Origin of the sequence: Demequina maris, from assembly GCF_000971155.1 — a bacterium.
Taxonomy (GTDB): Bacteria; Actinomycetota; Actinomycetes; order Actinomycetales; family Demequinaceae; genus Demequina; species Demequina maris.
Genome location: NZ_BBLX01000005.1, coordinates 85,252 through 103,663, shown reverse-complemented (window position 1 = coordinate 103,663; position 18,412 = coordinate 85,252). Strand labels below are relative to the sequence as shown.

18 protein-coding genes are annotated in these 18,412 nt (G+C 73.6%); 4 read left to right on the top strand and 14 right to left on the bottom strand.

The features are described 5' to 3' along the window. The first annotated feature begins 1 nt into the window (after position 1). Entirely contained in the window at positions 2-1,273 is a 1,272-nt protein-coding gene (locus AOM02_RS07535) for an anaerobic sulfatase maturase (RefSeq protein WP_228373797.1), read from the top strand. Between the two features lie 12 nt (positions 1,274-1,285). On the opposite strand, the gene AOM02_RS07530 is transcribed toward AOM02_RS07535, so the two are convergent. Continuing rightward, on the bottom strand, positions 1,286-1,924 hold the full coding sequence (locus AOM02_RS07530) for a LysE/ArgO family amino acid transporter (protein ID WP_062298365.1): 639 nt from the start codon (positions 1,922-1,924) through the stop codon (positions 1,286-1,288). A gap of 70 nt (positions 1,925-1,994) precedes the next feature. Here AOM02_RS07530 and AOM02_RS07525 point away from each other — a divergent pair, with 70 nt between their 5' ends. After that, on the top strand, positions 1,995-2,870 hold the full coding sequence (locus AOM02_RS07525; protein ID WP_062298362.1) for an ArgP/LysG family DNA-binding transcriptional regulator: 876 nt from the start codon (positions 1,995-1,997) through the stop codon (positions 2,868-2,870). A gap of 110 nt (positions 2,871-2,980) precedes the next feature. Here AOM02_RS07525 and AOM02_RS07520 read toward each other — a convergent pair whose 3' ends face one another. Beyond that, positions 2,981-4,609, bottom strand: a complete 1,629-nt coding sequence (locus AOM02_RS07520; RefSeq protein WP_062298360.1) for a glycoside hydrolase family 3 N-terminal domain-containing protein — start codon at positions 4,607-4,609, stop codon at positions 2,981-2,983. Next, positions 4,609-5,646, bottom strand: a complete 1,038-nt coding sequence (tsaD, locus tag AOM02_RS07515; protein WP_062298356.1) for a tRNA (adenosine(37)-N6)-threonylcarbamoyltransferase complex transferase subunit TsaD — start codon at positions 5,644-5,646, stop codon at positions 4,609-4,611. Before tsaD ends, AOM02_RS07520 begins: the two co-directional genes overlap by 1 nt. A gap of 91 nt (positions 5,647-5,737) precedes the next feature. Between tsaD and AOM02_RS07510 the strand changes: the two genes are divergently transcribed. Continuing rightward, positions 5,738-6,367, top strand: a complete 630-nt coding sequence (locus tag AOM02_RS07510) for a malonic semialdehyde reductase (RefSeq protein ID WP_062298354.1) — start codon at positions 5,738-5,740, stop codon at positions 6,365-6,367. 26 nt (positions 6,368-6,393) lie between these two features. Here the strand turns inward: AOM02_RS07510 and AOM02_RS07505 are convergent, their stop codons facing one another. From AOM02_RS07505 to glmS, 7 genes are all read right to left on the bottom strand, one after another. Next, positions 6,394-8,673: a family 65 glycosyl hydrolase domain-containing protein gene (locus AOM02_RS07505; protein ID WP_062298350.1), complete on the bottom strand. Its 2,280-nt coding sequence runs from the start codon at positions 8,671-8,673 to the stop codon at positions 6,394-6,396. Between the two features lie 71 nt (positions 8,674-8,744). After that, complete coding sequence (gene rimI / locus AOM02_RS07500) at positions 8,745-9,245, bottom strand: ribosomal protein S18-alanine N-acetyltransferase (protein ID WP_062298347.1); 501 nt, start codon at positions 9,243-9,245, stop codon at positions 8,745-8,747. Then, positions 9,242-9,850, bottom strand: coding sequence for a tRNA (adenosine(37)-N6)-threonylcarbamoyltransferase complex dimerization subunit type 1 TsaB (gene tsaB, locus AOM02_RS07495; protein WP_062298345.1), 609 nt, complete (start codon positions 9,848-9,850; stop codon positions 9,242-9,244). The genes rimI and tsaB overlap by 4 nt, the downstream gene beginning before the upstream one ends. A 4-nt stretch (positions 9,851-9,854) precedes the next feature. Next, on the bottom strand, positions 9,855-10,358 hold the full coding sequence (gene tsaE, locus AOM02_RS07490) for a tRNA (adenosine(37)-N6)-threonylcarbamoyltransferase complex ATPase subunit type 1 TsaE (RefSeq protein WP_062298342.1): 504 nt from the start codon (positions 10,356-10,358) through the stop codon (positions 9,855-9,857). After that, a complete protein-coding gene (gene alr, locus AOM02_RS07485; RefSeq protein ID WP_062298340.1) occupies positions 10,355-11,461 on the bottom strand; it encodes an alanine racemase in 1,107 nt (368 codons plus the stop codon). The genes tsaE and alr overlap by 4 nt, the downstream gene beginning before the upstream one ends. Then, a complete protein-coding gene (locus AOM02_RS07480) occupies positions 11,462-11,815 on the bottom strand; it encodes a holo-ACP synthase (RefSeq protein ID WP_062298338.1) in 354 nt (117 codons plus the stop codon). It abuts the gene before it with no gap. Between the two features lie 2 nt (positions 11,816-11,817). Further along, positions 11,818-13,683, bottom strand: a complete 1,866-nt coding sequence (gene glmS / locus AOM02_RS07475; RefSeq protein WP_062298335.1) for a glutamine--fructose-6-phosphate transaminase (isomerizing) — start codon at positions 13,681-13,683, stop codon at positions 11,818-11,820. 73 nt (positions 13,684-13,756) lie between these two features. On the opposite strand from glmS, the gene coaA reads away from it, so the two are divergent. Next, positions 13,757-14,731, top strand: coding sequence for a type I pantothenate kinase (coaA, locus tag AOM02_RS07470; protein ID WP_062298332.1), 975 nt, complete (start codon positions 13,757-13,759; stop codon positions 14,729-14,731). 6 nt (positions 14,732-14,737) lie between these two features. Here coaA and AOM02_RS07465 read toward each other — a convergent pair whose 3' ends face one another. The 4 genes from AOM02_RS07465 to rpsI all read right to left on the bottom strand — a co-directional run bounded on the left by AOM02_RS07465 (position 14,738) and on the right by rpsI (position 18,403). Beyond that, positions 14,738-15,616: a class I SAM-dependent methyltransferase gene (locus tag AOM02_RS07465; RefSeq protein WP_062298330.1), complete on the bottom strand. Its 879-nt coding sequence runs from the start codon at positions 15,614-15,616 to the stop codon at positions 14,738-14,740. Then, positions 15,606-16,349: a DedA family protein gene (locus AOM02_RS07460; protein ID WP_062298327.1), complete on the bottom strand. Its 744-nt coding sequence runs from the start codon at positions 16,347-16,349 to the stop codon at positions 15,606-15,608. Before AOM02_RS07460 ends, AOM02_RS07465 begins: the two co-directional genes overlap by 11 nt. A 196-nt stretch (positions 16,350-16,545) precedes the next feature. Next, complete coding sequence (gene glmM, locus AOM02_RS07455) at positions 16,546-17,907, bottom strand: phosphoglucosamine mutase (protein ID WP_062298325.1); 1,362 nt, start codon at positions 17,905-17,907, stop codon at positions 16,546-16,548. A gap of 10 nt (positions 17,908-17,917) precedes the next feature. Further along, positions 17,918-18,403, bottom strand: a complete 486-nt coding sequence (rpsI, locus tag AOM02_RS07450; RefSeq protein WP_062298323.1) for a 30S ribosomal protein S9 — start codon at positions 18,401-18,403, stop codon at positions 17,918-17,920. Positions 18,404-18,412: the final 9 nt, after the last annotated feature.

Sequence of the window (18,412 nt, the reverse complement as noted above, 5' to 3'; positions counted from 1 at the left end):
TATGTCTGATTCACCGGCCCCCTCCCGCCCGGTCGTCGTCGCCGTCCCCGGGCTCGACCCGCTGACGAGGGGCGGACGCCGCCGGCTGCCGTTCACCGTCCTGGCCAAGCCGACGGGCGCGGCGTGCAACCTCGACTGCACGTACTGCTTCTTCCTGTCCAAGGAGCTGCTGTACGACAGCGACGGCCAGCGCATGTCGGAGGCCGGCCTCGAGTCGTACCTGGCGAACCTGCTGCGCTCGCAGCCGGATGGCGACGTCGAGATCGCGTGGCAGGGCGGCGAGCCCACGATGCGCGGCATCCCGTTCTTCCGACGCGCGGTCGAGCTCGCGGAGCAGCTGCGCCGGCCCCAGCAGAACGTCCGGCACACCCTGCAGACCAACGGCACCCTGCTGGACGATGCGTGGGGCGAGTTCCTCGCGCAGCACGGCTTCCTCATCGGCCTCAGCGTCGACGGCCCGGCGCACCTCCACGACGCCTACCGCGTCAACAAGGCGGGCCGCGCCACGCACGCGCAGGTGATGCGCGGGCACGAGGTGCTCAAGCGCCACGGCGTCGACTACAACATCCTGTGCACCGTGCACGCCGCCAACCAGGACCACGGGCTCGAGGTCTACCGGTACTTCCGCGACACCTTGGGCGCACGGCACGTGCAGTTCATCCCCATCGTCGAGCGCGTCACGCGAGAGCAGCTGCCCATCGCCGAGCAGGGGTGGAAGGACGGCAACGGCACGCGCATCCTCTACCGCCAGCAGGGCGACGCCGTGACCAGCCGCAGCGTCGACCCCGCGGCATGGGGCGAGTTCCTCGCCACGATCTTCGACGAGTGGGCCGCGCACGACGTCGGCACGATGTTCGTCCAGCACTTCGACGTCATGCTGGGCAACGCCCTCGGGCAGTACTCGATGTGCGTCCACGCCCCGGAGTGCGGCGGCGCGCTCGCGGTCGAGCACACCGGCGACGTGTACGCGTGCGACCACTACGTCGAGCCCGGCTTCCAGCGGGGCAACGTCGCCGAGCGGTCGCTGCAGTCGATCCTGCAGTCGCCCGAGCAGCGCGAGTTCGGGAAGGCGAAGCTCACGAGCCTGCCCTCGCAGTGCCGGGAGTGCCCGGTGCGGTGGGCCTGCCACGGCGGGTGCCCCAAGGACCGCTTCGACACCACCGCCGACGGCGAGCCCGGCCTCAACCACCTGTGCCCGGGGTACTTCCGGTTCTTCTCGCACGCCGCGCCGACCATCCGCCGCATGGCCGAGCTCGTCGGCCCGACGCTCTGACGGACGGCCCGGTCAGGCGCCGGCCGCGAGCGACACCGCGATGACCGCCATCACGACGGCGATCGCGCCGTCGAGCACGCGCCACGCCCCCGGCCTGGCCAGCACCCCGGACAGCAGCCGCGCGCCGTAGCCCAGCGCCGTGAACCACACCGCGCTCGCCGTCGCGGCGCCGGCGGCGAACAGCCAGCGTGCGTCATGGGTCGATCCGACCGTGCCCATCAGCACCACGGTGTCGAGGTAGACGTGGGGGTTGAGCCACGTGAGGGCGAGGCACGTCACCACGACGGTGCGGGTGGACGTCGCCACCGCGGTGCGGGCGGACGATGCGGGACGCGCCGCCGCATCGTCCGCGGACGCCTCCAGCCGCTCCCCTCCCGGCGCCAGCGCGCGCCGTGCCGCGAGGATCGCGTAGGCGAGGAGGAAGGCGGCACCGGCCCAGCGCACCACGGAGACCAGCAGCGGCGCCGCCGTGGCCGCCGCGCCCATGCCCGCCACGCCGACCGCGACGAGCACGGCGTCCGACGCCGCGCAGATGAGCACCACGATGCCGACGTGCTCGCGCCGCAGCCCCTGGCGCAGCACGAACACGTTCTGCGCGCCGATGGCGACGATCAGCGAGAAGGCGAGGCCGAGCCCGGCGAGGTAGGTCATGGCGACACGGTAGGCCCCGGTTATCCACAGCACCACTAACAATTGTGAATACTGCATTAGCGTTACTTATATGAAGATCCCCGCCGACCTCGCGCAGACGCTGGCTGCCGTCGTCGACGAGGGATCGCTCGACGCGGCGGCGAGGGCCCTGCACGTCACGCAGTCGGCGGTCAGCCAGCGCATGGCGACGCTCGAGCGGCTGACCGGGCAGGTGCTGCTCGTGCGCTCGCGACCCGTCCGGCCGACCCCGGCCGGCGAGGCCGTGGTCCGCTACGCGCGGCAGGTGACGCTGCTCGAGGCCGAGGCCGCCGCCGCCCTCGGCATCGCGGACGACCGGCCCGCGCCGCTGCGCATCGCGGTGAACGCGGACTCGCTCGCGACGTGGCTGCTGCCGCCGCTCGCCGCGGCGCTGCCGGGCCTGGGCGCGACGGTCCACCTGCACCGCGAGGACGAGCAGTACACCGCGGACCTCCTCCAGCGCGGCGAGGTGGTCGCCGCCGTCACCACGCGGGCGGCGGCCGTGCCGGGATGCTCCGTGGTCCGGCTGGGCCGCATGCGGTATCGCGCGGTCGCGGCGCCGGCCTTCGCGGAGCGCTGGTTCGCCGCGGGCGTCGCACCGGAGTCGCTCGCGGTGGCGCCGGTCGTCGACTTCGACCGCCGCGACACGATCCAGACGCGGTGGCTCGAGGCGAGGGGCGCGGACCCGGACGCGCCGCCGCGGCACCGCGTCCCGTCGTCGCCCGAGTTCGCGCGGGCGATCGCCCTGGGGATGGGGTGGGGGCTGCTGCCCGCGGTGCAGCGCGAGGGGCTCGAGCTGGTCGACCTCGGCGGTCCGGTCGAGGACATGGCCCTGTACTGGCAGCAGTGGCGGACGCAGTCGGCCGCGCTGGACACCGTCGCGGAGGCCATCCGCGAGGCCGCGCACGGCGCCCTGGAGCCGGCCTAGGCGGCCGGGGCGTCGCTCAGCTCCCCGTAGGAGTCACGAACCTTCCAGAACCGTCGCCGGCTCCCCCGCAGGGCGGTCGAGGTGGCGGGGCGGGCGAGCGGGGGTGAGGCTCAGGCCGCGCAGGCCGGCAGCGCGCCCTCGAGCGCGACCGGCCACTCGCCGCCGGGCTCCACGTCGCCGACCAGCACGTCCGCGAGCGCGCCGATCGACGCGGCCGAGTCGCCGTACGTGGCGACGTACGCATCGGCCGTCGAGTCGGACAGGCCCCACGGGCCCCCGAGGGTGACCACGACATCGGCAGCGGCCCGGTAGCCGCCGGACGACAGCAGCGCGATCGAGGTGCCGCCGTCGCCGGTCTCGACCCCGCGCGCCTCGAGCGCTCGGGTGAGGGCGGCCGCCGCATCGTCCGGGCCCGCGACCACGGTCGCCCGGCGGCGCACCAGCGGGCGCGTGCAGTCCTCGGCGGCGACGGTGGTGCCGGCCGCCGCGAAGGTGCGCGCGTACGCCGGCGACGGCTCGCCGCCGCCGAGCCCGTCCGCCCATCGCATCAGCAGGATCGACCGCGCGGCGGCCTCGTCGAGACGATCGCGCGACAGCCGGCCGTCCTTCACGGCGGAGGCGACGGCGTCGATCACGTCGCCGGCGTCGCCGGGCATGAGGAGGACGTCGGCGCCGGCGCGGAGCGCGCGCACCGCGACCTGGCCCGTCGTGCGGCCGTCCGCGACGGCGGCCATGTTGAGCGCGTCGGTGATCGCGACGCCCGTGAAGCCGAGCTCGTCGCGCAGGTAGCCGTACGCCTTCCGCTCGAGCGTCGCGGGCCCGTCCCCCCACGCGGGCACGGCGATGTGGCCCATCATCACCGCGGGGGCGCCCGCCTCGATCGCGCGCGCGAAGGGCACCAGGTCGGTGCGGGCGAGGCGGGCCACGGACCGCTCCTGCACCGGCAGCCCGGCGTGGGAGTCGACGGTGACCGAGCCGTGGCCCGGGAAGTGCTTGATCACGGGCACCACGCCGCCGTCGACGAAGCCCGCGACCGCGGCGGTGACCGTCGCCGCGACCCCGTCCGGGTCGTCGCCGGCGCTGCGCGTGCGGATGATGGGGTCGGCGGGGCCGAGGGTGACGTCCGCGACGGGCGCGTAGTCGACGAGCACGCCGAGCGCCCGCATGTCCGCCGCGGAGGACCGGTACGCCTCGGTCACCGCCGCATCGTCCGTCGCGGCGCCGGCGGCCATGAAGGACGGCAGGCTCGGGACGGCCGCGGACAGGCGCGACACGATGCCGCCCTCCTCGTCGGCGGAGACCAGGACGGGCCAGTCGCGGTCGTCGGCCCGCTGGACGCGGTCCGCGAGCGCGGCGACGGCCTCGGCGGACGGCGCGGCCCCGCCCATGAGGATCACGCCGCCGACGTGGTGCTCGCTCACGAGGGCGGCCGCGGCGGCCGGGTCGGGCGAGTACACGTCGGCCACGATCACCTGGCCCGCGGCGCGCCGCAGGGGCAGTGCGCGCGCGGTCGCGAGCGCGTCGTCCCAGTCGGCGACGGTGGGGCCCCACGCGAGGGTCTCGACGGTCGGGGTGGGGCTCGGGGTGGACGATGCGGCGGGCGCCGGCGCGCTGACGGTCGCCACCGGCTCCGCGACGAGCGCCGACGGGGTCGGCGACGGCGACGGATCGCCGCCGGTGCACGCGGCGAGCACGGTCACGGCCGCGAGCAGCGCGGCGGCGCCTGCGCTGCGGCGCATCAGACCGTGATGGTCGACAGCGGCATCGAGGAGTCGACGCCGATGCCGAGCGTGCTGGGCTTCACGCCCGCCTCGACGACGGCGGAGCCGAGCGCGGCGATCATCGCCCCGTTGTCGGTGCAGTAGCGCAGCGGCGGGATGCGCACGTCGATGCCGGCGGCCTCGCCGCGGGCCTGCGCGAGCTCGCGCAGCTGGCTGTTGGCGGAGAAGCCGCCGCCGATGACGAGGGTCTCGACGTCGTGCTCGCGGCACGCGTTGAGGGTCTTGGTGACGAGCACGTCGGCGACGGCCGCGGCGAAGCTCGCGCACACGTCCTCGATGGGCACCTCCTGGCCGGAGGCGCGACGGGCCTCGACCCAGCGCGCGACCGCGGTCTTGAGCCCGGAGAACGAGAAGTCGTAGGCGTGGTTGACCATGTCCTTGGGGCGCGACAGGCCGCGCGGGAACGGGATCGCCTCGGGGTCGCCCTCGCGCGCGAGGCGGTCGACGTGCGGGCCGCCCGGGTAGGGCAGGCCGAGCAGGCGGCCGACCTTGTCGAAGGCCTCGCCCGCCGCATCGTCCAGCGTGTGGCCGAGCTCGGTGACCCGGGTCGCGATGTCGTCGACCATGAGCAGCGACGTGTGCCCGCCGGACACCACGAGCGCCATGGTGCGGTCCGGGAAGCGGCCGTGGACCAGCTGGTCGACGGCGGCGTGGCCGATGACGTGGTTGACGCCGTAGAGCGGGCGGCCGAGGCCGAGCGACAGCGCCTTGGCGGCGGACACGCCCACGGTGAGCGAGCCGACGAGGCCGGGGCCCGAGGCGACGGCGACCGCGTCGACGTCCGACAGCGTGCGGCCGGCGCGGCTCAGCGCCTCGTCGAGCGTCGGCAGGACGGCCTCGAGGTGGGCGCGCGAGGCGACCTCGGGGACGATGCCGCCGAAGCGCGCGTGCTCGTCCATCGACGATGCGACGACGTCGGCGAGCAGCTCGCCGTCCTCCACGAGCGCGACGCCCGTCTCGTCGCAGGTGCTCTCGAGTCCCAGTACCAATGCCACGGGTCAACTGTAGTCGGGCGCACCGGCGACGCAGGAGCCCGGGACCTCCGCCCGTCGCGGGCACCCGCCTCGAGGGCGCATCATGGTTGATATGACAACCCCGAACCTTTCCGAGTCGACCCTTGCCCCGTTCGCCCTCGACGAGGACGCCCGCGCCGCGCTGTTCACCTCCGCGCGCTCCGCGATCGCCTTCGACGAGCGCCCGGTGGACGCCGCGCTCGTGACGCGCGCCTGGGACCTCGCCAAGTTCGGCCCGTCGAGCATGAACACCCAGCCGCTGCGCCTCGTCGTGGCGCGCTCCGAGGCCGCCCGCGCCGCCGTCATCGATGCCGCGATGCCCGGCAACCGCCCGAAGCTCGCGCAGGCGCCGCTGCTGCTGGTCGCCGCGCACGACGACCGCTTCCACGACCACCACGAGGTCACCGCGCCCGGCATGGCCGGCTTCCACGAGCGCTTCGAGGCCAACCCCGAGATGCGCGCGGGGCTCGCCCACTCGGGCGCGATGCTCCAGCTGGGCTACCTCATCGTCGCGCTGCGCGCCGAGGGCCTCGCGCTGCGGCCGTACGGCGGCTTCGACAAGGCCGCCCTCGACGCCGCGCTGCTGCCCGAGGGGTGGCGCTCCGAGGTCATCCTCGGCGTCGGGCACCCGACCGTCGGCGACGACCTGTCGGGCGAGCGCCGCGGCCGGATCGCCGCCGAGGTCGGCGTCCGCGAGCTCTGAGCCTCCGCGGCGGTCGGGGGCGCGGCTCAGGCCCGGTTCGCGACCGTCGCCGGTGCGTCCGCCGCCACGGTGACGAGGCCGTCGCCGACCTCGATCTCGAGCGGCTCGCCCTCGACCAGCGTGAACTCGGTGGACGAGGCTCCGACCGCCACCCGCAGCAGCCGCCCGCGGTACCGGATCATGAAGCTGTAGCCCTGCCAGCCCTCGGGGCAGAACGGCGCGAAGCGCAGCCTCTCCCCCAGCCCGCGCATGCCTCCGAAGCCCTGCACGATCGCGAGCCAGGCGCCGCTCATCGACGTGATGTGCAGGCCGTCCTCGGTGTCGTTGTTGTAGTTGTCGAGGTCGAGCCGCGCGGTACGGCCGTAGAGCTCGACGGCCTTCTCCGGCATGCCGATCGCCGCGGCGAGCACGGAGTGGATCGACGCCGACAGCGAGGACTCGTGGACGGTCATCGGCTCGTAGAACGCGAAGTTACGGCGGATCTCCTCCGTCGTGAAGTCCTCGGTGAAGGTGTACATGCCCTGGAGCACGTCCGCCTGCTTGATGTACGGCGAGCGCAGGATGCGGTCCCACGACCACGTCTGGTTGAGCGGCAGGTCGCCCTCGCCCAGCGCGGACACCGGCGCGAGCGCCTTGTCGAGGAAGCCGTCGTGCTGGACGTTGACGCCGAGCTCGTCGTCATGCGGCAGGTACATCCGCGCGACGATGTCGCGCCACCGCTCCCGCTCGGCGTCGTCGACGCCGAGCGCAGCCGCTCGCTCGGGCAGGCCGGCGAGCGCCTCGTCCGTGTAGCGCAGCACCCATCGGGCCAGGTAGTTCGTGTACCAGTTGTTGTTGATGTTGTTCTCGTACTCGTTCGGCCCGGTGACGCCGTGGATCATGTACGCGGCGGCCCGCGCGGACCAGTGGACGCGGCCCGCCCAGAAGCGCGCGATCTCGGTGAGCACCTCGACGCCCTCGGCCTCGAGGTACGAGCGGTCGCCCGTGTAGTCCGTGTAGTAGCGGATCGCGTGCGCGATGGCGCCGTTGCGGTGGATCTCCTCGAAGGTGATCTCCCACTCGTTGTGGCACTCCACGCCGTCGAACGTGACCATCGGGTACAGCGCGCCCGGCAGGCCCTGCTGGCGGGCGTTGTGCTGGGCCTGCGGGAGCTGGCGGTGGCGGTAGTGCAGCAGCGCGAGCGCCACGTCCGGGTCCGCGATCGACATGTACATGGGCAGCAGGAAGGCCTCGGTGTCCCAGTACGTGGCGCCGCCGTACTTCTCGCCCGTGAACCCCTTGGGGCCGATGTTGAGGCGCTCGTCCTCGCCGCGGTACGTGGACAGCAGCTGGAAGATGTTGAACCGGATGCCCTGCTGCGCGGGCGGGTCGCCCTCGATGGCGACGTCCGCCTGGGCCCAGCGCGCCGCCCACGCCTCCTCCTGGTCCGCCCGGTGGGCGGCATGGGGACGGGACGATGCGGCCTCCAGCAGCGCCGCCGCGACCGCCGGGTGCGCGCGCGGCTCGTGGTCGCGCGAGGTGACGAAGGCGACGACCTTGTCGAGCGCGACGCGGTCGCCCGCGCGCACCGTGGCGTCGAAGGCCCGCCCGGTGGACAGCGCATCGTCCCAGGCGTCGCCGGGCTCGAGGCCCTCGGCGCGGGCGTCCATGGCCGCCGTCACGGTGAAGCGCGGTGTGCCGAACGGGTTGGGCCGCGTCGTCATGGACAGCATCCCGGGGCGGCGCTCGACGCCCGGCTCGGGCTCCCAGAACTGCTCCGCGTAGTTCGCGTCGAGGTTGTGCACGTCCCCGTCGAGCAGGGGCGTCACCTCAAGCGTCCCCTCGCCCGCCTCGACCTCGATCTCGACCCGCTGGAACGACAGCTCCGGCGTGACGATGCTGAGGAAGCGGTCGAAGCGCACGCGCAGCGCGAGCCCCCCGGCCTCGCAGCGGAACTCCCGCGTCAGGCACCCGCGGCGCAGGTCCAGAGCGACCCGGAAGCCGGTGAACGGCACGGCGAACAGGTCGACCGGCTCGCCGCCGGCGCGGATGCGGATCGCGCCGATGTCGACCGCGTTGATGACCTTGCCGAAGTACTCGGGGTAGCCGTTCTTCCACCAGCCCACCCGCGTGCGGTCGGGGAACCACACGCCGGCGACGTAGGTGCCCAGGTGGCGGTCGCCGCCGTAGCCCTCCTCGAAGTTGCCCCGCGCGCCCATGTGGCCGTTGCCCAGCGACATGAGGCTCTCGACGAGGCGGATCCGCGCGGGGTCGAGCGTCGTGACCGACACCTCCCACGGATCGATCTCGACCATCCGTGACGCCATGGGTCCACCGCCTTCGCTCGACCCTTCTTCGCACCCTACGCGGGGCGCGGGGCCGCGTCGCGCGGACGGCCTCAGGCGTCGGGCTCGTAGCCGTTCAGCTGGACGCGCATCACGAGGGCGTCGAGGCCCTCCGGCTGGTAGTACTTCCGGCGGACCCGCACGTCCTCGAAGCCGTACGCGCGGTACAGCGCCAGGGCGACCTCGTTGTCGACGGCGACCTCGAGCCACGCGTCGGGCGCGCCCTCGTGCCGTGCCTCCGCCATGAAGTCGTCCATGAGCGCGCGCCCCAGGCCGCGCCCGCGCGCCTCGGGCGCGACGGCGAGGTTGAGCAGGTGGAACGCGTCGCCGTCGTAGCCGTAGACGGCGTAGCCGACGAGCTCACCGTCGAGCGCGATCCCCCGGTAGCGGGTGAGACCGTAGAGGTAGTCGTGGGTGATGAGCTCGCGCGACCAGGCGGAGGCGCCGAACATGCGGACCTCCTGGTCGGCCATCCAGGGCAGGTCCTCCTCGCCCAGGTCGCGGATGGTCCACGCGGGCGCGGCACCGGCGTCGGCGCCGGTCTCGGAGGTCACGCCCCCGGCACGCCGTGCACGTCGGGACGGCGCAGGTACAGCGGCTCGGTGGGCATCTCCTCGCCGGCCTCGCGCAGGCGGTCCGCCACGGCGACGAGGAGCGCCGGGTCGGGGTCGCCCGCGACCGCGTCGGGGAAGGCGTCGGGGTACAGCAGCGCGCCGCGGCCCACCACGGAGCCGCTCGCCGGGACGTCGCCGGGGGCGCTCACCGTCGGGCCGTCGACGCGCACGCCGTCGCGGTAGGCGGCCCAGTAGACCTCCTTGCGCCGCGCATCGGCCACCACGGTCGCCTCGCCGGGGAGCGCGGCGCCGAGCGCGTCGAGCGAGCACACGCCCTCGACCGGGATGCCCCACACGTGGCCGAGGGTGCGGGCCGTCATGAGCCCGACGCGCAGGCCGGTGAACGGCGCAGGCCCGGTGCCGACGACGATGCGCGTGAGGTCCGCGCGCGCGGCCCCGGCCTCGGTCAGCGCCTCCTCGATGAGGCCCGACAGCAGCTCGGCGTGGCCGCGGGGGTTGAACGCGGAGCGGCTCGCGAGGGTCTCGCCCGACGGGGAGACGAGCGCGACGGCGATGGCGGACGAGGTGTCGAGGGCGAGGATCACGGCTCTAGCCTACGAGCGCGACGCCGGCCCAGCGGTCGCCGTGGGTGGTGAACGTGACGGTGCGCAGGCCCTCGTCGGGGCGCTCCATGTCGACCTCGCCGCCGTGCTCGCGCGCGATGCTCACGTGCACGCGGTCCTGGGAGAGCTGCTCCGCCTTGTCCTCGCCCCACTCGACCACGGTGATCGAGCTGTCGACGGTGGCGTCGAGGTCGAGGTCGTCGAGCTCGGCGAGCGAGTTGAGCCGGTACGCGTCGACGTGGATGAGGGCGGGACCGCCCACCTCGGACGGGTGCGTGCGCGCGATGATGAACGTGGGGCTCGCGACGGGGCCGCGCACGCCGATCGCGTCGCCCAGGCCCTGCGTGAACGTGGTCTTGCCGGCGCCCAGGTCGCCGCTGAGGATGACGACGTCGCCCGCGCGCAGGTGCGGCGCGAGCACGTCGCGGGCGAGGGCCCGCATCGCGTCGCCGTCGGCGACGTCGAAGGTGGCGGACGATGCGCTGGTCATGCCGGGTGCTTCTCCTTCAGGCCGCCGAAGCGGCAGACGATCTCGTAGTCGATGGTGCCCGCCGCATCGGCCCATTCGCGAGCCGAGGGCCCGTCGACGCCGATGAGGACCACCTCGTCGCCGGGACGCTCGGTGGCGTCGGGGCCGAGGTCGAGGACCACCTGGTCCATGCAGACCCGGCCCGCGATGACGTGGCGGCGACCGCCGATGGCGACGGGGCCGCGGCCCTTGCCGGCGGAGCGGAAGATGCCGTCGGAGTAGCCCGCGGTGACCAGCCCGAGCCGGGTGTCGCGCGGCGTCGTGTACTCGTGGCCGTAGCTCACGCCCTCCCCCGCCGGCACGTCCTTGACGAGCGCGAGCGACGCGGTGACGCGCATCGCGGGCTCGAGCCCGAAGCCCTCGCCCGACGGGTCCTCGACCGGCGGCAGGCCGTACACGGCGATGCCGGGGCGGACCAGGTCGAAGTGCAGGTCGGGACGGGTGAGCGTCGCCGCGGAGTTCGCGAGGTGGCGCACCTCGAGCGCGATGCCGCGCGCCTCGATGGTCGCGACGGCCGCGCGGAACACGTCCGCCTGACGGTCGATCGTGGGATGGCCCGGCTGGTCCGCCCACGCGAGGTGGGACCACACGCCGACCACCTCGACCGCATCGTCCGCCGCGAGCGCGGCGTCGAGCAGGGCGGGCAGCACCTCGGGACGCACGCCCTCGCGGGACAGGCCGGTGTCGATGCACAGGTGGACGCGGGCGCGCAGGCCGTCCATGCGGGCGGCGGCGACGAGCGTGTCGAGCACCTCGAGCGAGGACGCGCTGACGTCCACGCCGCCGCGGATGAGCGCACGCGCGGGCAGCTCGGGGCCGTACAGCCAGCACAGCACGCGGCCCGTGTCGCCGGCGGCGCGGAGCGCGAGCGCCTCGTCCGGCTGCGCGACGCCGAGCCACGCGGCCCCGCCCTCGCGCGCGGCGCGGGAGGCGCCGACGAGGCCGTGGCCGTACGCATCGGCCTTGACCACGGCCATCACCGCGGCGGTGGGCGCGTGGGCGCGCAGCCGCTCGACGTTGCGCGCGATCGCGCCGTGGTCGATGCTCACCTGCAAGCGGGTCATTCAGCCCTCCCCGATGACGACGGCGGAGGCGATCCCCGCGTCGTGCGACAGCGACACGTGCAGCGACGTCATGCCGAGCGCGGCGACGCGCGCGGCGACCGTGCCCGTGACGAGGAGACGCGGCTGGCCGCCGTCCTCGCGGGTCACCTCGCAGTCCTGCCACGACAGGCCCGCGGGCGCGCCGAGCGCCTTCGCGAGCGCCTCCTTCGCAGCCCAGCGGGCGGCGAGGCTCGCGTGGCCCATGGTGCGCTCGGCGGGCGTGAAGACCCGCTCGAGGAAGCCGGGCGAGCGCTCGAGGGCGTCCTCGAACCGCGCGATCTCGACGACGTCGATGCCGAGCCCCAGGATCGCCACCGTCACTCCACCGTGACGGACTTCGCGAGGTTGCGCGGCTGGTCGACGTCGTAGCCCTTGGCCGCGGCCAGCTCGAGCGCGAACAGCTGGAGCGGCACCACGGACAGCAGCGGCGTCATGAGCACCGGCGCGGAGGGCACGTAGAACACCTGCTCGGCGTAGTTCTCCGCCTCCTTGTCGCCCTCCTCCGCGATGACGAACGTGCGGGCGCCGCGGGCGCGGACCTCCTGCACGTTCGAGATCACCTTGGAGTGCAGCGACTCGCGGCCGCGCGGGCTGGGCAGCACGATGAACACCGGCTGGCCCTCCTCGACGAGCGCGATGGGGCCGTGCTTGAGCTCGCCGGCGGCGAAGCCCTCGGCGTGGATATACGCGAGCTCCTTGAGCTTGAGCGCGCCCTCGAGGGCCACCGGGCAGCCCACGTGCCGGCCCAGGAACAGCACGGTGCGCTCGTTCGCCATGGTGCGCGCGAGCTCGCGGATCGGCTCCGACGTGTCGAGCACGCGCTGGATCTTCGCGGGGATCGCGTCGAGCTGGTCGAGCAGCGACTCGATCTCGTCGGGGAACTTGTTGCCGCGCAGCTCGGCGAGGTAGATGCCGAGCAGGTACACGGCGGTGATCTGCGCGAGGAACGCCTTGGTGGACGCGACCGCGATCTCGGGGCCGGCGCGCGTGTAGAGCACCGCGTCGGCCTCGCGCGCGATGGTCGAGCCCTGCGAGTTGACGATCGCGATGACCGGGGCGCCCTGCTGCTGCGCGTGGCGCACCGCCATGATCGTGTCCATCGTCTCGCCGGACTGGCTGATGGCGACCACCAGGGTGCGCACGCTCACCACGGGGTCGCGGTAGCGGAACTCGTGCGCGAGCTCGACCTCGACCGGGATGCGGCACCAGTGCTCGATCGCGTAGCGGCCCACCAGGCCCGCGTAGGCGGCGGTGCCGCACGCGACCACGATGATCTTGTCGATCGAGTTGAGGATCGTCTCGTGGATCATGCCGCCGTCGAGCTGGAGGCGGCCGTGCTCGTCGATGCGCCCGCGGAGGGTGTCCGCGACCGCCGTCGGCTGGTCGTGGATCTCCTTCTCCATGAAGGTAGCGAAGCCGCCCTTCTGCGCCGCCGAGGCGTCCCAATCGACGTGGTACGGCTCGCGCTCGACCACGAGTCCGCGGATGTCGGTGATGGTGACGCCGTCCGGGGTGATCTCGACGACCTCGTCCTGGTGCAGCTCGAGGGCGTCGCGCGTGTGCTCGATGAACGCGACCACGTCCGAGCCGAGGAAGTTCTCCCCCTCGCCCAGGCCGATGACGAGCGGGCTGTTGCGGCGCGCACCGACGACGGAGCGCGGCTCGCGCGCGTCGACGGCGAGCAGCGTGAAGGCGCCCTCGAGGCGGCGCGTGATCGCGCGCATCGCGTCCGCGAGCGACAGCCCGCGGTCGACCTCGCGTGCGAGCAGGTGGCCCGCGACCTCGGTGTCGGTCTCGGACAGGAACTCGACGCCCTCGTCGAGCAGCTCGGCCCGCAGCGCGGCGAAGTTCTCGATGATGCCGTTGTGGATGATCGCGATCCGCCCGCCGGCCGCGAGGTGCGGGTGCGCGTTGGCGTCCGTGGGGGCGCCGTGCGTCGCCCACCGCGTGTGGCCGATCGCCGCCGTGCCCGGCGCGAGCGGGCGCTCGGCGAGCTCCTTCTCGAGGTTGACGAGCTTGCCCGCCTTCTTCGACATCGCGACCCGCTCCGTGTCCTCGGTGACCACGGCGATGCCGGCGGAGTCGTATCCGCGGTACTCCAGCCGCGCCAGCCCCGACATCACGACGCCCTGCGGGCGGCCGCCGGGCGCGCCCGACCCCACATATCCGACGATTCCGCACATGCCCCCGAGTCTAGAGGCCGCCCCCGGGCGCTCGGCGCAGGCCGGCGCGCGCGCATCGTCCGACGGTCGGACGATGCGCCACAATGGTCGGGTGAACGAGGCGCGACGGTCCGACGCGGGCACCCCGTACGTCACCCTGACCCGCGACGAGTGGGCGGCCCTCGCGGATGCGACGCCGCTGCCGCTCACCGCGGACGACGTGGCGCGGGTGCGCGGCCTCGGCGACCCCATCGACATCGCGGAGGTCGACCGCATCTACCGGCCGCTGTCGCGGCTGCTCGACCTGTACTCCGGCGCGACGGGCGCGCTGCACGGCGCGACCAGCAGCTTCCTGGGCGAGCGCGCGTCGCGGACGCCGTTCGTCATCGGGGTCGCGGGCTCGGTCGCGGTCGGCAAGTCCACGACCGCGCGCCTGCTGCGCGAGCTCATGGCGCGGTGGCCGTCCTCGCCGCACGTCGAGCTGGTCACCACCGACGGCTTCCTCTACCCGAACGCGATCCTCAACGAGCGCGGGCTGATGGCGCGCAAGGGCTTCCCCGAGTCGTTCGACCGGCGCTCGCTGCGCGACTTCATCCTCCAGGTGAAGTCGGGCGCGGCCGAGGTGCGCGCGCCCGTGTACTCGCACCAGGTCTACGACATCGTGCCGGGCCAGGAGGTCGTGGTCCGCCAGCCCGACATCCTCATCGTCGAGGGGCTCAACGTGCTGCAGACCGCGCAGCCGCGCGAGCCCGGGGCCTCGCAGCTCGCGGTGAGCGACTTCTTCGACGTGTCGATCTACGTGGACGCGCACCCCGAGGACATCCGCCGCTGGTACATCGAGCGCTTCCTCGCGCTGCGGGGGTCCGCGTTCGCGAAGCCGGACTCGTACTTCCACTCGTACTCGACGCTGACCGACGAGCAGGCACGCTCCGTCGCCGGCCAGATCTGGGACACGGTCAACGCGCCGAACCTGGCACGCAACATCGCGCCGACCCGCTCGCGCGCGACGATCATCCTCAACAAGGGCCCGGACCACCGCGTCGAGTCCGTGCGCATGCGCAAGCTGTAGGCGCGGCTACCGCTTCCTCGCGACCACCGTCAGCGTGCAGGGCACGCGCGCGGCGTCCTCGCCGGGCCACTCGAAGTCGCCGTCGGGACGCTCCACCATGCGGGGGCTGAAGCGCCACGGGAGGGTGCGGCCCTCGTCCATCGCCTCGATCGTGAGGCCGGCGTCCAGCAGCGCCGTGACGATCTCGGAGACGGGGTGCGCCCACTCGTAGGTGACGGTCGACTCCACCGTCCCGTCCCCCACGTACGTCGCGTCGTCGTCCCAGCGGAGCGCGCGGCCGTCCGCGAAGTACCGGTAGCGGGCCACGAGCTCGTCGCGGTCCTCGTCGATGGTGCCCAGCATCGGGTGGCCGTCGCGGAAGTACAGCACGCCGCCCGGGGCGAGCAGCGCGGCGATCTGCCGCGCCCAGGCCGTCAGGTCGGACAGCCAGCCGATGGTGCCGATGCTCGTGTAGACGACGTCGAACGTGCGGTCCGCGCCCAGCGCCGCGTCGACGAGCGCCCGCGCGTCCAGCACGTCGCCCTCGACCCAGCGGGCGTCGATCCCGAGCCCCTCGGCGAGCCGCGCCGCGGCCTCGAGGGCGGGCGCGGAGAAGTCCACGCCGACCACCCGCGCGCCGGCGCGGGCGAGCGAGACCGTGTCGGTGCCGATGTGGCACTGGAGGTGGCACAGGTCGAGCCCGGCCAGCGAGCCGCCGTCCAGATGACGCTCGAGGACCGGGAGGTCGTGGCGGACCACGCTGGAGAGGTGGGTCGGATCCGCCGCGTAGGCGTCGAGGCCGTAGGCCTCGACGTGGAGCGGCACGCGGTCGTCCCAGTTGGCCAGGTTCGCGGCGCGCGCGTCCTCCCAGCCGACCTCGACGCCGTCGACGGCGTCAGGCGCCATCGTCGGCGCTCCCCTCCGCCTGGCGACGCTCGCGACGCGGCGGCCGCACCTGCAGCTCGCCCGTGAGCATCCGCTCCTCGATCTCCTCGGACAGGTTCGGCATCTCCGGCTCGGCGAAGCCCAGACGCGCGAGGATCTTGTCGATCACGATGCCGATCACGACGCCGCCGATCACGCCCACCGTGATCGACACGAGGATGTTCTCGAAGATCGAGCCCGCCCAGATCCCCAGCGCGGTGCCGTAGGTCGCCCAGATCGCGACCGCGACCGCGTCCACGACCATGAACCACTGGCGCGGGTAGCGCAGCGCGCCCGCGGTGAGGTTGACGGCGACGCGGCCCATCGGGATGAACCGGGCCGCGATGATGAAGGTCGTGCCGCGGCGCTCGAGCGTCGACTCGGCCCAGTCGAGCGTCTTGCGCATGCCGGCGCGCGCGAACAAGGGGTGCTTGCGCACGTCGAGCTTGGACCCGATGAGGTACGCGAGCTGGTCGCCGCACCACGCGCCGGTCGCGGCGGCGACCCAGATGATCCCGATCCACGGCGAGCCCGACTGGGCCCAGCTGGTCGCGGTGGCGATGACGACGGACTCGCTCGGGAGCACCGGGAAGACGCCGTCGAGCAGCGACAGCAGCCACACCGCCGGGTAGATCCACAGCGACTCCATGAGGGACTCGACCCAGACCTCGACGGTCCCGATCCAGTCGGTCAGGAGGTGCCACAGCTCGTTCACGTGGCCAAGTCTGTCAGGTGCACGGGCGCCCGGCGATCGGGGGATGCCCTGATCTGGCGCTCATCCTCGCGGCGCCCCGATGCGCCTCTCCACACGGGCGCGACGATGTGAACGTCACCACGGGCATCTCCCGTAGCGTCGCGGGAGTGGAGCGGTCCCGGTTGCAGCGCCGGTGTGGAGGGGCGCAGCGCGGGGCCTACAGCGACAGCCGGTCGCGCACGACGGCCGCGAGGGCCTCACCGTGGCGCTGCGCCTCCTCGGCAGTGGCGGCCTCGACCATGACGCGCACGAGCGGCTCGGTGCCCGACGGGCGCAGCAGCACGCGGCCGGTGTCGCCCAGCTCGCGGCGGGCGGCGCTGACGGCGGCCTGAAGCTCGCGGTCCGTGTGGACCCGCGAGCGGTCGGCGCCGCGCACGTTGATGAGCACCTGCGGCAGCGTCTCGATCCCGGCGCACTGCTCGCGCAGCGAGCCGCGGGCGGCCACCCGCGCCGCGACGAGCAGCGCCGACAGGACGCCGTCGCCGGTCGTGGCGTAGTCCGACACGATGATGTGGCCGGACTGCTCGCCGCCCAGCGTGTAGCCGGCGTCGCGCATCGCCTCGAGCACGTAGCGGTCGCCCACCGCGGTCTCGACGATGTCGATGCCCTCGCGGCGCATGGCCTGGTGCAGGCCGAGGTTGCTCATCACCGTCGCGACGAGGGTCGAGCGGTACAGGGTGCCGGTGTCCCGCATCGCGACCGCGAGCAGGCCCATGATCTGGTCGCCGTTGACGACCGCGCCGGTGTGGTCGACCGCGAGGCAGCGGTCGGCGTCGCCGTCGAAGGCCACGCCCAGGTCGCCGCCGTGCTCGACCACGGCCGCCTGCAGCGGGCCGAGGTGGGTCGAGCCGACCCCGTCGTTGATGTTGAGGCCGTCCGGCGACGCGTTGATGGTGGTGACGCGGGCGCCGGCCGCGGCGAGCGCGGCGGGACCCACGCTCGAGGCGGCGCCGTGCGCGGCGTCGACGACGATGTGGATGCCGTCGAGCGGCTCGTCGGAGCCCGCGAACGAGCGGACGGCCGAGACCACGTGCTCGACGTACTCGCCGGCGAGGGCGGCCGAGGGGACGATGCGCCCGACGGCCGCGCCGAGCGGCCGCTCCCAGGCCTCGCCCACGCGCGCCTCGATGGCCTCCTCGACGGAGTCGTCGAGCTTGTGGCCGCCGCGCGCAAAGAACTTGATGCCGTTGTCCGGCATGGGGTTGTGGGACGCGGAGATCACCACGCCCAGGTCCGCCTCGGTGGAGGCGGTGAGGTAGGCGACCGCGGGCGTGGGCACGACGCCCACGTCGAGCACGTCGACGCCCGCGGAAGCAAGACCGGCCGCGACAGCCGCGCTCAGGAACTCGCCTGAGACGCGGGTGTCGCGGCCGATGACGGCACGAGGACGGTGGCCGGAGAACTCGCCCCGCTCCCCCAGGACGTGAGCCGCGGCGACCGCGAGGTCGACCGCGAGCTCCGCCGTGAGGTCCCGGTTGGCAAGGCCCCGGACACCGTCCGTGCCGAAGAGTCGCGCCATGCGCGAGAGATTAGCGCTTCGAGTACTGCGGCGCGCGGCGGGCCTTCTTGAGACCGGCCTTCTTGCGCTCCACGATGCGGGCATCGCGGGTGAGGAAGCCGGCCTTCTTGAGCGCCGGGCGGTTGTTCTCCTCGTCGATCTCGTTGAGCGCGCGGGACACGCCGAGACGCAGCGCGCCGGCCTGACCCGACGGGCCGCCACCCTGGATGCGGGCGTGCACGTCGAACTTGCCCTCGATGTCGAGGAGCGCGAACGGCGAGTTCACCAGCTGCTGGTGGACCTTGTTCGGGAAGTAGTTCTCGAGCTCGCGGCCGTTGATGACCCACTTGCCGGTGCCGGGCACCAGGCGCACGCGGGCGACGGCCTCCTTGCGACGGCCGAGGCCGGCGCCGGGGGCGAGGTTGGTGACACCCTTGCCGCGCTCGGCAACGGTCTCGGTGGTGTACTCGGACGGGGTCTCGTTCTCGACCTCGGTGGTCACATCTGCCACTTTCATCAATCCTTA

Excerpts from the sequence above, each read along its gene's own strand:
- AOM02_RS07535 (WP_228373797.1), top strand. The coding sequence starts at position 2 with ATGTCTGATTCACCGGCCCCCTCCCGCCCGGTCGTCGTCGCCGTCCCC.
- AOM02_RS07530 (WP_062298365.1), bottom strand. The coding sequence starts at position 1,924 with ATGACCTACCTCGCCGGGCTCGGCCTCGCCTTCTCGCTGATCGTCGCC.
- AOM02_RS07525 (WP_062298362.1), top strand. The coding sequence starts at position 1,995 with ATGAAGATCCCCGCCGACCTCGCGCAGACGCTGGCTGCCGTCGTCGAC.
- AOM02_RS07520 (WP_062298360.1), bottom strand. The coding sequence starts at position 4,609 with ATGCGCCGCAGCGCAGGCGCCGCCGCGCTGCTCGCGGCCGTGACCGTG.
- AOM02_RS07510 (WP_062298354.1), top strand. The coding sequence starts at position 5,738 with ATGACAACCCCGAACCTTTCCGAGTCGACCCTTGCCCCGTTCGCCCTC.
- AOM02_RS07505 (WP_062298350.1), bottom strand. The coding sequence starts at position 8,673 with ATGGCGTCACGGATGGTCGAGATCGATCCGTGGGAGGTGTCGGTCACG.
- tsaE (WP_062298342.1), bottom strand. The coding sequence starts at position 10,358 with ATGACCAGCGCATCGTCCGCCACCTTCGACGTCGCCGACGGCGACGCG.
- alr (WP_062298340.1), bottom strand. The coding sequence starts at position 11,461 with ATGACCCGCTTGCAGGTGAGCATCGACCACGGCGCGATCGCGCGCAAC.
- glmS (WP_062298335.1), bottom strand. The coding sequence starts at position 13,683 with ATGTGCGGAATCGTCGGATATGTGGGGTCGGGCGCGCCCGGCGGCCGC.
- coaA (WP_062298332.1), top strand. The coding sequence starts at position 13,757 with ATGCGCCACAATGGTCGGGTGAACGAGGCGCGACGGTCCGACGCGGGC.
- AOM02_RS07465 (WP_062298330.1), bottom strand. The coding sequence starts at position 15,616 with ATGGCGCCTGACGCCGTCGACGGCGTCGAGGTCGGCTGGGAGGACGCG.
- glmM (WP_062298325.1), bottom strand. The coding sequence starts at position 17,907 with ATGGCGCGACTCTTCGGCACGGACGGTGTCCGGGGCCTTGCCAACCGG.
- rpsI (WP_062298323.1), bottom strand. The coding sequence starts at position 18,403 with ATGAAAGTGGCAGATGTGACCACCGAGGTCGAGAACGAGACCCCGTCC.